Genomic DNA, 13290 nt, shown 5'->3' with positions numbered 1-13290 from the left:
GGTTGTGTGCCACGCGCGCACGCCCCTAGAGTCTCCCTTGTCATCAGGACGACGAACGAAGGGGCCGAACATGAACGACCACCGCGAGACCATCCTCACCCTCTCCGGTGAGCGCATTGTGATCCGCACCGAGCGCACCACGCGCATGACCGTCGCCAAGCTGGAGAGCGACCACACGAAGGCTGTCAAGGCGACCGTGTCGGCGTGGCGTGCCAGCGTGGGCAAGCCTAAGGCGTTCCCCAACCACACCCGTGGAAACCTCGGCCTAATTGAGAAGATCGGCGATGCGCCCGTGCGCTACACCAGCGTTAACCCGGATGTCCTGGCGGACAGCCTGCCCGGCGTCACGCACGAAACCATCGACCCGAACACTTCGGCGCCCCTGGTCGAGCCCGTGGTGGAACCCGTAACGGAGTCGATGTCCTCCGACGACTTCCTTGCAAGCCTGTTCGCCCGGTTCGCCGCGTAACCGCCGAGAGTCGACCACCTACCAGATCTGGTAGGTGGTCCCTTTTTTGTGCTCGGAAAGATTACTTAGCCTAACTAACATATACCTTTTGTTAACCATTGGGTGGGTACCATGCGTTTACACGCGTAGATATGCAGAAAGGAGTGATAGGCCGTGAAGCACTACGAGAACCCCACCGTGCGCCTGGCGCTGGAGATCCCACGTAAGCGCGGGGTGGGGGACTGGGAGTGGGCACCATGTCCGGTCATCAAGCCGGTTGATGAGTACGCCTACACCGGGCCGGAAGTGTGCCGGTTGCTGTCGTCCTATGGGCGCACCATCATCGCCGTAGCCAACACGACTGACCCGCAGGACTTCCCGCGTGTCCGGTTCGTGGCACGGGGGCTGATCACCGGGCGGACGCTCGGTACGCACGAGTGGGTCAGGAATCCGGACACCGGCCACTATGAGCCGGACGGCGATCCCATGATCACGCTGCCGCCCATCCCCACATGGCCGGACGTGGTGATCCGGGGGTGGTCCGTGATGACCGGACGAACGGGAGGCAAGCCGTGTGCCTCATGCCCACACACGGGGCCTGAATGGCGCGCGGGGGGCACCACGACGTAACCCTGCCCAGACGCCCGCCGGAGGCGTAAACGGCCCTCTAGGGGCCCCTCCCGGCCGAGCCGGCCCAACTGGGCGACCCTGCCGCCACAGGGCGCTCAAGGGCGTAGGAAAGCCCCGGAGCAGCGAACCCCGGGGCTCCGTGTCGGCGGCCTCAGATGGTGCCGAACTCCCCGCCCTGCACAGCCGAGAGAAAGGCCGACCAAGCGTCAGCCGGGAAGACCAGGGACGGGCCCTCGGGGTCCTTGGAGTCACGCACGGGGACAACGCCGGGGATGTTGGCGGCCACCTCTACGCATGCGCCGCCGTTGTTGCTGTAGCTGGACTTGAACCATGCGGGTTCGGTCACTGGATTTCCTCTCGTACCTTGCTGATCAACGCCGTGGATGCGGCCTGCGGTAGCGCCTCTACCTGTAGATGATGGTAGGCCGTGAGCAGGGGCCGCACCGCTTCGGGATCACGCTCATACGAACCTTGCTGGGCAGACTCCGAGTAGGCCGTAATCGAGTGATCTCGTAGCCCCAGTAGGTATACCGGCAAATCGAGACTGCGGACGGCGCCCATGGAGTACGGCGCAACCTGAAGCGTTACGTTGGGGAGCGCCGCGACGGACATCAGATGTTCAAGCTGCGCATCCATCGTGGCGGGGGTGCCAATGGGGCGCCGGATGCAGCTCTCATCCAAGATCGCGAACAGCTGGGGCGGTGGGGTGCGGGTGAACAGCCGCTGACGGCTTGCCAGGATCTTCAAGCGTTCGTCAGCCTGCGCCTGGGCAATCGCGCCTCGACTCAGCGCGGCAGCAGCAAGTTCCGCCGCGTACTCCGGAGTCTGTAGCAAGCCGGGGATGATGCCGACTTCAAAGCACCTGATCTCAACTGCCTTCGCTTCCTCCGCCAAGTACTGGGCGAAGCCCTGCAACAGGGAGCTCGCCCGCACGTCCAGGAACAGGTTTGCGAACTTGGTCCCCGTCCCGAACATGCGATCAACTTGCCTGGCAAACCGCAAGGTTGGCGGCTTTCGGCCGGTTTCCACGGACGAGATGTGCCCCGGCGAGTAGCCCGTACGCTCGGCTACCTGATCCTGCGTCAGTCCTAACTCCTCCCGCTTGGCGCGCAGTTGGGCGCCGAAGGAAGCTTGCGGCGAGCTGTCCGGCGTGAGCGGCTTGACGTTCAAGCGCCCCCCTTTCTTTCCGGTTCGCAAAGTTGAAAGCACTCCGAGGCTAGAGGACAGTTGGCGCCCCTGGTAGCCGTTCTGCCACCAAAAGGAGCAACGAGGTGTCCAGTACCCCCCGGCCCCCCAGCAAGCCCGCCAGCCCGGCCCTGATCGCCGCTTGCCAGGCCGACTACCGCAAAGCCCAGCGAGAGGCTGCCAACCGGCCCCCGGAGCCCTACAAGTACGCCCCGCTCATGTGGGCGTGGCACCGGCAGAACGGGGGCCCCCATGGCACAGCCTGAGTGCCCCGTGTGCGAGGCGTTCACCAGGATCACCCGGGCGGAGATGCACAAGCTGTACCCGGAACTTCGCCGGAAGGACGTACGGCACGCACTTTTCCGGCGCCGCGAACGGCACCTACGCGCCTGTAGCGAGGTGGCCCGTGTCGTTGCATGAGATCGCGCGACGAGTGCCCGAACGCCACCCGGACGCAGACGAGTGCCCGTCGTGCCAGTACTTCAACGACCTCGACGTCCAGCACGCGGAACACCCGACCATTCAGCGCAAGATCGCCAAGTGGCGGGGGCAGCACATCGCGGACGGCGAATGTCTGACGGTGCCCGATGAGTGATCCCGATTGGACACACTTCCTGGGTGGCCCAGTGCCCTACGGCGACCCGCAGACGGCCACGGACGGCCCCACCGAAGGCGCGGAGCCCGTCGACCCATTCGGCTGGCTTAGGGCGCGTCAGTGGCCCCGCATACGCCGCGCTGGGCCCCCGCCGGTCCTCACGCCGGAACAGTTCAGCGACGCTCCGTTGACCCCCGAGGAACACGACCGGCGGGCGAATCTGCTCGCACGGTTGCGCGAAGCCAACCACCCGGTGCGCTGAGGCTGCCAAGGTGGCCCTGTTGACAGAGTTAGGAGGACGACGTTGGACCCCATCGACTTGACCCCCGCCGCGTTCACCACGCTGCACGGCGAACGCATCACCGCCCGGAACGCACCCATGGGTGAAGTGGTGCTGCACCTCGGGGAACAGGTCATTGCGCTCAACCCCGAGGAAGCGGAAAAGCTCGGCCGGACGATTGTCCGGCTGTCGCGTGCGAGTCAGGAAGGAGGTGATCAGTAATGCAGTGTCCAGGCTGCGGCGCCCCCATGTCGATTCAGGCCGGTTTCTGGACGTGCCCGGCGTGTGGCGCCCGCTACCCGGCCCGGTACGTGCCTGATGAAGCACAGTGGCCGTACAGCAGGCCGGCTAGCCCGATCCGCTGCTGAACCAACCCAAGTCAGCCCCGTCCGTGCGTTGCCCCCGTGGCGCATGGGCGGGGCTTTCGCGTGCGGCCGTGCGGCGGGCGTACGACGGGTCACGATCGGGTATCGCCGCAGGTCAGCGCCGACTTGCGGTCGACTCACCCAACTGAGAGACTGCAAGACCTCGCTCGGCGAGTCGGTGGCCCGCGCCATGGGCCGCAAGTTCGTCCGGGTCGCGCTCGGCGGCGTCCGGGACGAGGCGGAGATCCGCGGCCACCGGCGCACCTACGTCGGCGCGCTGCCCGGCCGCCTGGTGCGGGCGATCAAGGAAGCCGGCTCGATGAACCCGGTCGTCCTGCTCGACGAGATCGACAAGGTCGGCTCCGACTACCGGGGCGACCCGGCCGCCGCCCTGCTGGAGGTGCTGGACCCGGCGCAGAACCACACCTTCCGGGACCACTACCTGGAGGTCGAGCTCGACCTCTCCGACGTCGTCTTCCTCGCCACCGCCAACGTGCTGGAGGCCATCCCCGAGCCGCTGCTCGACCGGATGGAGCTGGTCCGGCTCGACGGCTACACCGAGGACGAGAAGGTCGTCATCGCCCGCGACCACCTGCTCCCGCGCCAGCTGGAGAAGGCCGGCCTCGGCGACGGGCAGGTCAGCGTGGACGAGGCGGCACTGCGCCGGCTCGCCGGGGAGTACACCCGCGAGGCGGGCGTGCGCACCCTGGAGCGCTCGATCGCCCGGGTGCTGCGCAAGATCGCCGCACAGGCCGAGCTGGGCGAGCGCGAGCTGCCCGCCGCGGTCGGCGCGGAGGACCTGCGCGCCCTGATCGGCCGACCGCACCACGTGCCGGAGTCCGCCCAGGAGCCCGCCGAACGGCGCACCGCCGTCCCCGGCGTGGCCACCGGCCTCGCGGTCACCGGCGCCGGCGGCGACGTCCTCTACATCGAGGCCTCGCTGGCCGACGCCGAGACCGGCGGCACCGGGCTGACCCTGACCGGGCAGCTGGGCGACGTGATGAAGGAGTCCGCGCACATCGCGCTCTCCTACCTGCGCTCGCGCGGCGCCGAGCTGGAGCTGCCGGTCACCTCGCTGCGCGACCGCGGCGTGCACCTGCACGTCCCGGCCGGGGCCGTCCCCAAGGACGGGCCGAGCGCCGGCATCACCATGACCACGGCGCTCGCCTCGCTGCTCTCCGGCCGCAAGGTGCGCACCGACGTGGCGATGACCGGCGAGGTGTCGCTGACCGGGCGGGTGCTGCCGATCGGCGGGGTGAAGCAGAAGCTGCTCGCCGCCGACCGGGCCGGCCTCAGCACGGTGATCATCCCCAAGCGCAACGAGGCCGACCTGGACGACGTCCCGGCCGAGGTGCTGGAGCGGCTCACCGTCCACCCGGTGGCGGACGTCCGCGAGGTGCTCGAGCTGGCCCTGGAGCCGGCCGGGGTGCTGGTCGCCGCGGCCTGACGGTGATCGAAGGGGGGGACGGCGGCTCCGCGTGCCAGACTGCGGACATGCCGTCCCCCACGCAGCGCGTCCTGGCCCGGGTGCCGGCGCGGCTGCGACCGCTCCTGCTCCGGCACCGCCGGCTGGTGAAGTTCCTGCTGGTCGGCAGCGGCTGCTTCGTGCTCACCACGGTGATCGACCTCGAGCTCAAGTTCACCGTGCTGGCGCACAAACCGGTGGTGGCGCTGACGGTGGCGACGGTGATCGCCACCGCCGTCTCCTACGTGCTCAACCGCCGCTGGGCCTTCCGGACGAACGGGAGCCGCCCCGAGGCCCTGCTGTTCTTCCTGGTCAGCGCGGTGGCGATCGGCGTCAACGACATCCCGCTGGCGCTCTCCCGGTACGCCTTCGAGCTGCGCCAGCCGTACGTCACCGCCTTCCAGCAGGAGATCGCGGACTTCCTCAGCGGGATGGTCCTCGGCACCTTCGTCGCCATGCTGTTCCGGTACTGGGCGATGCGGCGCTGGGTCTTCACCGGCCCGGTCGCGACCAGCCCCGTCGCCCGGACGCAGGCCGGGCCGGAACCCGGTTACGCTGCACCCGAGATGCCACGGGATGTCCCGTAAGTCCGTGAGGTGCCCCGAAACGGTGGGGTGAGCGAGCGGAGCGAGCTCACAATTGAGAGGTGCGCGTTGTGCGAAGTGCCTCCCGAACGAAGTGAGGTGGGGCGCATGAGCGACATGCGCGCGGAGCCGGACGGCGTCCGGACCGGGCCCGCCAGCCAGCAGGGGATGCGCCGCGCCAACCTGGCCCTGGTGCTCGGCGTGATCGCGAGCGGCCCCCGCTCGCGCGCCGAGGTGGCCGCCGAGACCGGGCTGACCAGGGCCGCGGTCTCCTCGCTCGCCGAACAGCTGATCTCGGCCGGCCTGGTCGTCGAGGAGGGCCCCGCCGCCCCCAGCGGCAAGGTCGGCCGCCCCGGCACCGCGCTCGGACTCAACCCGCTCGGGCCCGGCGGCCTCGGCGCCGAGATCGGCGTCCGGCACCTCGGCGTCTGCGTGGTCGACCTGCGCGGCGAGGTCCGCGCCTGGCGGCGCCGGGAGAGCGCCAACCGCGGCCGCCAGCCCGCCGCCGTGCTGGCCGACCTCGCCCAGCTGGTGCGCGCGGCCGTCGCCGAGTCCGGCCTGCGCCCCGCCGGGCTCACCCTGGCGGTGCCCGGGCTGGTCGGCGCCAGCGGGGTGCTCCAGCGGGCCGCCAACCTCGGCTGGCAGGACATCCCGCTCGCCGCCGAACTGCGCCCCGCGCTGCGCCTCGCCGGGGACCGCCTGGCCGAGCTGCCGGTCGAGGCGGACAACGAGGCCAACCTCGGCGGACTGGCCGAACGGTGGCTGGGCGGCAGCCCGGAGGACTTCCTGTACGTCTCCGCCGAGGCCGGCGTCGGCGCGGCCGTGGTGGTCGGCGGCCGGCTGCTGCGCGGCGCGCGCGGCTACGCGGGCGAGCTCGGCCACGTCCCCGTCCACCCGGAGGGGCCGCGCTGCGCCTGCGGGGCGCACGGCTGCCTGGAGCAGTACGCGGGCGAGGCGGCGGTGCTGCGGGCGGCCGGGCTGGCGGGCGTGCGCGGCGACTGGGTGACACTGCTCGCCGAACGCGCCGGCGCCGGTGACGAGCCCGCCCGGGCGGCGCTGGCCGGAGCCGGCTCGGCGCTCGGCATCGCGGCCGCCGGGGCGGTCAACCTGCTGGACCCGGCCCGGGTGGTGCTGGGCGGCGGCTACGCCCGGCTGGCGCCCTGGCTGCTGCCGGCGATGCGGCGCGAGCTGGCCGCCCGGGTGACGGTGCGGCCGTGGGCGGAGGACCGGCTGACGGTCTCCCGGCTGGGCCGACGGGGGGCGCTGCTGGGCGCGGCGGTGGGCGTGGTGCGCGCCATCGTCGCCGACCCCGGTCCGCTCACGGGCGGCTGAGCCGGCATCCGTACCGGAAACGCGATCGAGCCCCCGGCCGCGCTGGCCGGGGGCTCGGGCCGGTCGTGCTCAGGCCTCGGCGGGGGTCCCGGAGCCGATCGCGGGGCCCCCGGGGCGCGGGCCGCGCAGGACGGACAGGAAGGCGACGGCGATGCCGACGACCGCCCAGACCACCAGGACCAGGATCGGCATGCCCAGGTTGGTGGAGCCGAAGTAGGCGATCGACTTGGTGGCGCTGGTGCCGGCGCCGTTCGGGATCAGCGAGCCGATCGCCCGCCAGAACGGCGGCATCATCGGGGCGGGGTAGACGCCGCCGGCGCTCGGGTTGCCCAGCACCACGAAGACCAGCACCGCGAGGCCGATGCCGATGATGCCGAACAGGCACTGCAGTGCCATGGTGAACGCGCCGACCGTGAACACCACCAGGGCGCCGACGGCGGTCAGGGCCGGGATCGAGCCGGGCATCGCGTCCAGCACCGGGCCGGCGATGATCGTGCCGCCGAGGCCGGCGCCGACCGAGTACAGCGCCAGGACACCGAGGCGGATCAGCAGGCGGTGGACGTTGGCGGGCTTGGAACCGGCGCTGATGCCGAGGATCGAGGCGACCAGGTAGCCGCCGACGCACCAGCCGATGACCAGGTAGAAGGCGGTGAGGCCGTTGGTGTCGCCCTTGGCCAGCGGCACGACGTCCTCGACCTTGACGGTCCGGCCCTGGGCCTTGTCCAGCGCGGTGGTGATGCCCTCGGCGGCCTTGGCGGCGGAGGTGCCGCGGGCGCCGCCGGTGAGCAGGGTGTCCTCGGTGCCGGTCGGGTTCACGACCAGCGCGGCGTAGATCTTCTGGTCCTTGATCTGCCGGGCCGCCGTCTCGGCGTCCGGCGCGGTGACGGGCTTGACCGCCTCGTCCGGCACCGACTCCAGGGCCTGCACCAGCTTGGGCGTGATCTGCGGCGGGGCGACCACCGCGATGGACAGCTTGTGCGGGGTCGGGTGGTGCAGCGCCCCGACGTACGAGGTGATGAAGCCGAGCTGCAGCAGCAGCACGCCGATCACGAGCAGTGCCGCACGCGGGGTGACCGCGCCCTTCAGTTCAGCGACGAAACCCTGCCCCGGGGCGGCCATCCTCATCTCCTTGCGTATCGGTGGAAATCGGATACTTAATACCATGAACTAGTTGGCTTGTCCTATCTCCGCGCCGGTTTCCGGCCACCGGTGCGCGACCTGAAGAAGGTTGACTAAGTCAACCATTTAGCCGTATGGTTGCTTAAGGCAACAAATTTTCGTGCCCGCGCATCCCCGCACTCCGCACCCGCTCCGCACTCCGCCCGCTCCGCCGAAGGACCCAGATGACCGCGACCACCGAGGCCTCGACCGGCGCCGCAGCCGCCGTCGACGACCGACCGATGACCCACCGGCAGGTGATGGAGGCACTGTCCGGCCTGCTGCTCGGCCTGTTCGTGGCCGTGCTCTCCTCGACCGTCGTCTCCAACGCCCTGCCGCACATCCTCACCGACCTGCACGGCGGCCAGTCCGCCTACACCTGGGTGATCACCGCGGCCCTGCTCACGCTGACCGCCTCCACCCCGATCTGGGGCAAGCTCTCCGACCTGGCCAGCAAGAAGCTGCTGCTCCAGATCGCCCTGCTGATCTACATCGCGACCTCCGCGCTGGCCGGCCTCTCGCAGAACACCGGTGAGCTGATCGCCTGCCGCGCCCTGCAGGGCATCGGCGCCGGCGGTGTCGTCGCGCTCGGCCAGATCTGCCTGGCCGCGATGGTCCCGCCGCGCGAGCGCGGCCGCTACAGCGGCTACTTCGGCGCGGTCTTCGCCCTCGCCACCATCGGCGGCCCGCTGATCGGCGGCGTCATCGTGGACACCTCCTGGCTCGGCTGGCGCTGGTGCTTCTACGTCGGCATCCCGTTCGCGCTGGCCGCGATCCTGGTGGTGCAGCGCACCCTCAAGCTGCCGGTGGTCAAGCGCCCGGTGAAGATCGACTACCTGGGCGCGCTGGTCATCACCGCCGCCGTCAGCCTGCTGATGATCTGGATCACGCTGGCCGGCACCGACTACCCGTGGCTGTCCTGGCAGACCGCGGTGATGGTCGGCGGCGGCCTGCTGCTGGCCGGGCTGGCCGTGGTGGTCGAGCGCCGCGCCGCCGAGCCGGTCATGCCGCCGTCCCTGTTCAAGCACCGCACCGTCACCCTGGCCGCGATCGCCAGCGTGCTGGTCGGCGTCGGGATGTACGGCGCGACCACCTTCCTCAGCCAGTACTTCCAGCTGGCCAAGGACGAGTCCCCGACCATGGCCGGCCTGATGACCCTGCCGATGATCACCGGCCTGGCGCTCTCCTCCGCCGTGGCCGGCCGGCTGATCACCAAGTACGGCAAGTGGAAGGCCTACCTGGTCTCCGGCACCGCGCTGCTCGCGATCGGCTTCGGCCTGCTCGGCACCGCCCGGGTCGACACCGACTACGGGCTGCTCTCGCTCTACATGGCGATCACCGGCATCGGCCTCGGCCTGACCAGCCAGAACCTGGTGCTCGCGGTGCAGAACACGGTGCCCCGGCACGAGCTCGGCGCGGCCAGCTCCGTCGTCACCTTCTTCCGCACCATGGGCGGGGCGATGGGCGTCTCCGCCCTCGGCGCGCTGATGACCGACAAGGTCGGCCGCTACCTGGCCGAGAACCTGGCCGCGGCGCACATCCCGGCCGGGCACGCGGCGGCCGGCGGCGGCATCCCGGACCTGGCGAAGCTGCCCGCCCCGATCCTGCCGCTGGTGACCGACGCCTTCGGCCACGGCGTCGGCACCGTCTTCCTGTGGGCCGCGCCCTTCGCGGCGCTGGCCTTCGTCACCGTGCTGTTCATCCGGGAGACCGCGCTGCGGACCACCCAGCAGAGCTGACCGGACGCGGGGACGCGCGGAACGGGCCGGGGAGTGTTCGACACTCCCCGGCCCGTTCGCGGTTCTTCGGACGTACGGACAGCCGTACGGACCGGCTACGGTGCGGCGATCAGCACCAGGCCGTAGCCCACGGCGGTGGCGCAGAGCGCGAAGCAGGCGTACGCGCCCGCCAGCAGGGCCGGCCGGCCGCCGGAGGCCCGGCCGCCCTCCGCCTCGCGCGCGCCCAGCGCGGCCTCGCGGCGGGACAGCGCCAGGATGCCGAGGGCGAAGACGGCGACCACGGCGACGGTGACGCCGAAGCTGATGCCGGCGGTCTGGGCCAGGGCGTTCCACTTGATGTGCATGGTGAGTGCTCCTCGGGCGTCGGCGCTCAGGCCGCGACGGTGGTCGAGGCGGGGGTGGGGGCGGCGTTCGCCGGGGAGGCCGTGGCGACCTCGACGGGGGTGACCTCGATCGGGGTGACCTCGGCGACGTCGTTCACGTTGTCCGCGCCGACCCGCTCACGACGGGAGAGCATCCACATCGCGGCCGAACCGGCCACCAGCGCGGCGCCCACCAGGGCGACGCCCCAGGTGCCCTGCCGGGCCAGCACCGCGGCACCGCCGGAGACCAGGCCGGCGGCCGGCAGGGTCAGGCCCCAGGTGTAGACCATGCGGCGGACCAGGCTCCAGCGCAGCTCCGGCTTCGGGCCGCCGAGACCGGCGCCCATGATGCCGCCGGTGCAGACCTGGGTGGTGGAGAGGCCGAAGCCCATGTGCGAGGAGGTCAGGATGACGGTCGAGACGGCCGACTCGGAGGCGAAGCCCTGCAGCGGCTTGATGTCCGCCAGGCCCCTGCCCATCGAGCGGATGATCCGCCAGCCGCCCATGTAGGTGCCGAGCGCGATCGCGCCGCCCGCCGAGACGATCACCCAGGTGGGGGGCAGCGCGCCGTGCGGCAGGGCGCCGACCGAGACCAGGGTCAGGGTGATGATGCCCATCGTCTTCTGGGCGTCGTTGGTGCCGTGCGCGAGCGAGATCAGCGAGGAGGAGAAGATCTGGCCGGTCTTGAAGCCCTTGTCGGTGACCGCGGAGTCGCCCTTGCGGGTGATCGCGTAGGCCAGCTTGGTGGCGCCCCAGGAGGCCAGGCCGGCGACGAAGGGGGAGGCGACCGCCGGGATGATGATCTTGGTGATCACGGTGTCGAAGTTGACGCCGTTCATGCCGACGCCGACGATCGTGGCGCCGATCAGGCCGCCGTACAGGGCGTGCGAGGAGCTGGACGGCAGGCCGCGCAGCCAGGTCAGCAGGTTCCACAGGATCGCGCCGGCCAGTGCGGCGAAGATGATCTCGGGGTGGACCCCGGCCTTCTCGTTGACGATGCCGCCGGAGATGGTGGTGGCGACCTTCACGGACAGGAACGCGCCCGCGAAGTTGAGCAGGGCCGCGATGGTGACCGCGACCTTCGGACGAAGGGCCCCGGTCGCGATCGCGGTGGCGGACGCGTTGGCGGTGTCGTGGAACCCGTTGGTGAAGTCGAAGGCGAGCGCCGTGATGATCACAACGGCCACCAGGAACGAGATGTGTTCCATACCCAAACAATCGTCGTAGTTGTCGCACGGACGTTGGTGTCGTCGCGACCGTAGGTCTGTTGGGTAAACGGAAGGTGAACTGAGCCGGGAATCGTGGTTCCTGCGGTGTCCCAGTGGTGGCCGGAAGCTTTCGGAGGGGTGTCCTGGGCCGGGCTGAGCTGGGCATTGGCCGACTACGTCCCGGTTCGACCCCGTTTGTTGAGAGCTGTCTCACACATCGACAGATCAATGGAGATTTAACCTCCCAGTCCGCGTGCGCTCTGTTTCCGACGAGTAACCCGTGGGAGGATCTGCGGGATCGTTCCCGGGGGGAGCCCCGCGACGGTCCACCGGGGCAGGACAGGCAAGGGCGGGGAGGACCATCCCATGGGCGGGGCTGCACAGCGCACGGAGACGTCGGGCGTACGCCCCTGGGTGCGGGCCGCCCTGAGGTGCGGAGCCGTCCTCGCGGCCGCCGCACTCGCCCTGCCGGCGGCCACCCAGGCCGCCTACGCCGCACCCGACCCCGGAACCGGCGCCGCGGTCGCCCCCGGCGCGGACCCGCTGGCCGCCGCCAAGGCCACCCTCGGACCGCTGCTCGACCAGCTGCACGGGCTCTACCAGAGCGCCGAGGCCGCCACCGAGCAGTACAACGGCGCGGTCGCCAAGGTGACCGAACAGCAGGCCGCGCTCACCGACCTCCAGGGCAGACTCGACCGGCAGCAGAAGCAGGTCGACACCGGGACGGACATCGCCGCCCAGCTCGCCGCCGCCCAGTACCGCAACGGCGCCGCCTCCGCGTACGCCGAACTGCTGCTCTCCAAGGACCCGTACGAGGCCGTCACCATCGCCGAACTGCTGAAGGCGGCGAGCCGCTCCCAGTCCGAGTTCCTGGACAAGCTGAAGGCCGACCGGGAGGCGCTCGACGGGCTGAAGAAGCAGACCGAGGAGGCGCTCAAGACCTCCCAGGCGCTGGTCGCCCAGCAGGACGCCGCCAAGGCCAAGGTCGCCGCCGACCTCGCCTCGGTCGAACAGCTGGTCTCCTCGCTCACCGGCGCACAGCGGTCCGAGCTGGAGCAGCTCGAGAAGGCCAAGGCCGACGAGGCCCAGCTCGCCTTCCTCGCCTCCGGCGCCCTCGGCAAGGGCGAGCGCACCCCCTCACTGGCCGGGCGCGCGTCGGTGGCCTTCGCGCTGGCGCAGCTGGGGAAGCCGTACCTGTGGGGCGGCATCGGCCCCGACTCCTACGACTGCTCCGGCCTCACCTCGCAGGCCTGGCTGCACGCCGGCAAGCCGATCCCGCGCACCAGCCAGGAGCAGTGGGCACAGCTGCAGCACGTCCCGCTGAACCAGCTGCGGCCGGGCGACCTGGTGGTCTACTTCCAGGACGCCTCGCACGTCGCGATGTACATCGGCGGCGGGCTGATCGTCCAGGCCCCGCGGCCCGGCGCCTTCATCAAGGTGTCGCCGATCGGCTCGATGCCGATCCTCGGGGCCGTCCGGCCCGACCCGGACGGCGCGGCGGACGACGTCGGCGGCGCCTGGAAGGTGCCGGACCTGCCGAAGGGCTGGGACACCGTCACCCCGATCGCCCCCAGCCCGGCCCCGACCCCGCCGGCCAACCAGCAGCCGACCGGCAACCCGAGCACGCCGAGCACGCCGCCGACCCCGAGCGGTACGCCGTCCGGCACCGGCACGCCGAGCAACCCGGGCACCCCGTCCGGCACGGGCACTCCGTCGGGCACGGGCACTCCGACGGACAAGCCCACCGGTACGCCGACCCAGACCCCGACGGGCACGCCGACGGGCACCGGGACCCAGACCCCGACCGGCACGCCTACGGGCACCGGCACCCCGAGCACCACGGGCTCGTCCAGCGCCTCCGCGCCCGGCAGCCCCACGGCGACGCTGCCGCTGGGTGGACTGCTGCACTGATTCGGTAGGAGGAGGCCGCCCCCCGCCC

The 13290-nt window shown here is 71.0% G+C and carries 13 protein-coding genes and 1 pseudogene; 9 read left to right on the top strand and 5 right to left on the bottom strand.

The genetic code is table 11. The annotated features are described in order from the left end of the window. Positions 1 to 70: 70 nt before the first annotated feature. Both O1G21_RS14980 and O1G21_RS14975 read left to right on the top strand, forming a co-directional pair. The gene (locus tag O1G21_RS14980; RefSeq protein WP_270144096.1) at positions 71 to 469 is read left to right on the top strand and encodes a hypothetical protein; all 399 of its coding nucleotides are present in this window, start codon (positions 71 to 73) and stop codon (positions 467 to 469) included. Between the two features lie 153 nt (positions 470 to 622). After that, entirely contained in the window at positions 623 to 1078 is a 456-nt protein-coding gene (locus O1G21_RS14975) for a hypothetical protein (RefSeq protein WP_270144095.1), read from the top strand. Between the two features lie 151 nt (positions 1079 to 1229). Here O1G21_RS14975 and O1G21_RS14970 read toward each other — a convergent pair whose 3' ends face one another. Both O1G21_RS14970 and O1G21_RS14965 read right to left on the bottom strand, forming a co-directional pair. Next, positions 1230 to 1424 carry a DUF397 domain-containing protein gene (locus O1G21_RS14970; protein ID WP_270144094.1) on the bottom strand — a complete coding sequence of 65 codons (195 nt, stop codon included), beginning with the start codon at positions 1422 to 1424 and terminating at the stop codon, positions 1230 to 1232. Further along, on the bottom strand, positions 1421 to 2248 hold the full coding sequence (locus O1G21_RS14965) for a helix-turn-helix domain-containing protein (RefSeq protein WP_270144093.1): 828 nt from the start codon (positions 2246 to 2248) through the stop codon (positions 1421 to 1423). The genes O1G21_RS14970 and O1G21_RS14965 overlap by 4 nt, the downstream gene beginning before the upstream one ends. A 421-nt stretch (positions 2249 to 2669) precedes the next feature. Between O1G21_RS14965 and O1G21_RS14960 the strand changes: the two genes are divergently transcribed. The 5 genes and pseudogenes from O1G21_RS14960 (at position 2670) to O1G21_RS14940 (ending at position 6884) form a co-directional block, all read left to right on the top strand. After that, on the top strand, positions 2670 to 2858 hold the full coding sequence (locus O1G21_RS14960) for a hypothetical protein (RefSeq protein WP_270144092.1): 189 nt from the start codon (positions 2670 to 2672) through the stop codon (positions 2856 to 2858). A 304-nt stretch (positions 2859 to 3162) separates the two neighbouring features. Then, the gene (locus tag O1G21_RS14955) at positions 3163 to 3360 is read left to right on the top strand and encodes a hypothetical protein (protein WP_270144091.1); all 198 of its coding nucleotides are present in this window, start codon (positions 3163 to 3165) and stop codon (positions 3358 to 3360) included. A 300-nt stretch (positions 3361 to 3660) separates the two neighbouring features. Further along, positions 3661 to 4950: pseudogene (locus O1G21_RS14950) on the top strand (S16 family serine protease); the annotation flags it as partial. A gap of 47 nt (positions 4951 to 4997) precedes the next feature. Next, positions 4998 to 5555 (top strand): GtrA family protein, encoded by a 558-nt coding sequence (locus tag O1G21_RS14945; protein WP_270144089.1) that lies wholly within the window; start codon positions 4998 to 5000, stop codon positions 5553 to 5555. A 105-nt stretch (positions 5556 to 5660) separates the two neighbouring features. Then, positions 5661 to 6884: an ROK family transcriptional regulator gene (locus O1G21_RS14940; RefSeq protein WP_270144088.1), complete on the top strand. Its 1224-nt coding sequence runs from the start codon at positions 5661 to 5663 to the stop codon at positions 6882 to 6884. A gap of 69 nt (positions 6885 to 6953) precedes the next feature. On the opposite strand, the gene O1G21_RS14935 is transcribed toward O1G21_RS14940, so the two are convergent. Continuing rightward, entirely contained in the window at positions 6954 to 8003 is a 1050-nt protein-coding gene (locus O1G21_RS14935; RefSeq protein ID WP_270144086.1) for an ABC transporter permease, read from the bottom strand. A gap of 224 nt (positions 8004 to 8227) precedes the next feature. Here O1G21_RS14935 and O1G21_RS14930 point away from each other — a divergent pair, with 224 nt between their 5' ends. Then, positions 8228 to 9781, top strand: a complete 1554-nt coding sequence (locus tag O1G21_RS14930; RefSeq protein WP_270144084.1) for an MDR family MFS transporter — start codon at positions 8228 to 8230, stop codon at positions 9779 to 9781. A 95-nt stretch (positions 9782 to 9876) separates the two neighbouring features. Here the strand turns inward: O1G21_RS14930 and O1G21_RS14925 are convergent, their stop codons facing one another. Together O1G21_RS14925 and O1G21_RS14920 are read right to left on the bottom strand one after the other, a co-directional pair. Then, positions 9877 to 10125, bottom strand: a complete 249-nt coding sequence (locus O1G21_RS14925; RefSeq protein WP_270144082.1) for a hypothetical protein — start codon at positions 10123 to 10125, stop codon at positions 9877 to 9879. A 26-nt stretch (positions 10126 to 10151) separates the two neighbouring features. Continuing rightward, on the bottom strand, positions 10152 to 11351 hold the full coding sequence (locus O1G21_RS14920) for an inorganic phosphate transporter (RefSeq protein ID WP_270144081.1): 1200 nt from the start codon (positions 11349 to 11351) through the stop codon (positions 10152 to 10154). A gap of 366 nt (positions 11352 to 11717) precedes the next feature. Between O1G21_RS14920 and O1G21_RS14915 the strand changes: the two genes are divergently transcribed. Beyond that, complete coding sequence (locus O1G21_RS14915) at positions 11718 to 13262, top strand: C40 family peptidase (RefSeq protein ID WP_270144079.1); 1545 nt, start codon at positions 11718 to 11720, stop codon at positions 13260 to 13262. Positions 13263 to 13290: the final 28 nt, after the last annotated feature.

The organism is Kitasatospora cathayae (assembly GCF_027627435.1).
Classification (GTDB): Bacteria; Actinomycetota; Actinomycetes; order Streptomycetales; family Streptomycetaceae; genus Kitasatospora; species Kitasatospora cathayae.
Note: the sequence above shows the minus strand (reverse complement) of the source record. Positions and strands in the feature narration are given on the sequence as shown.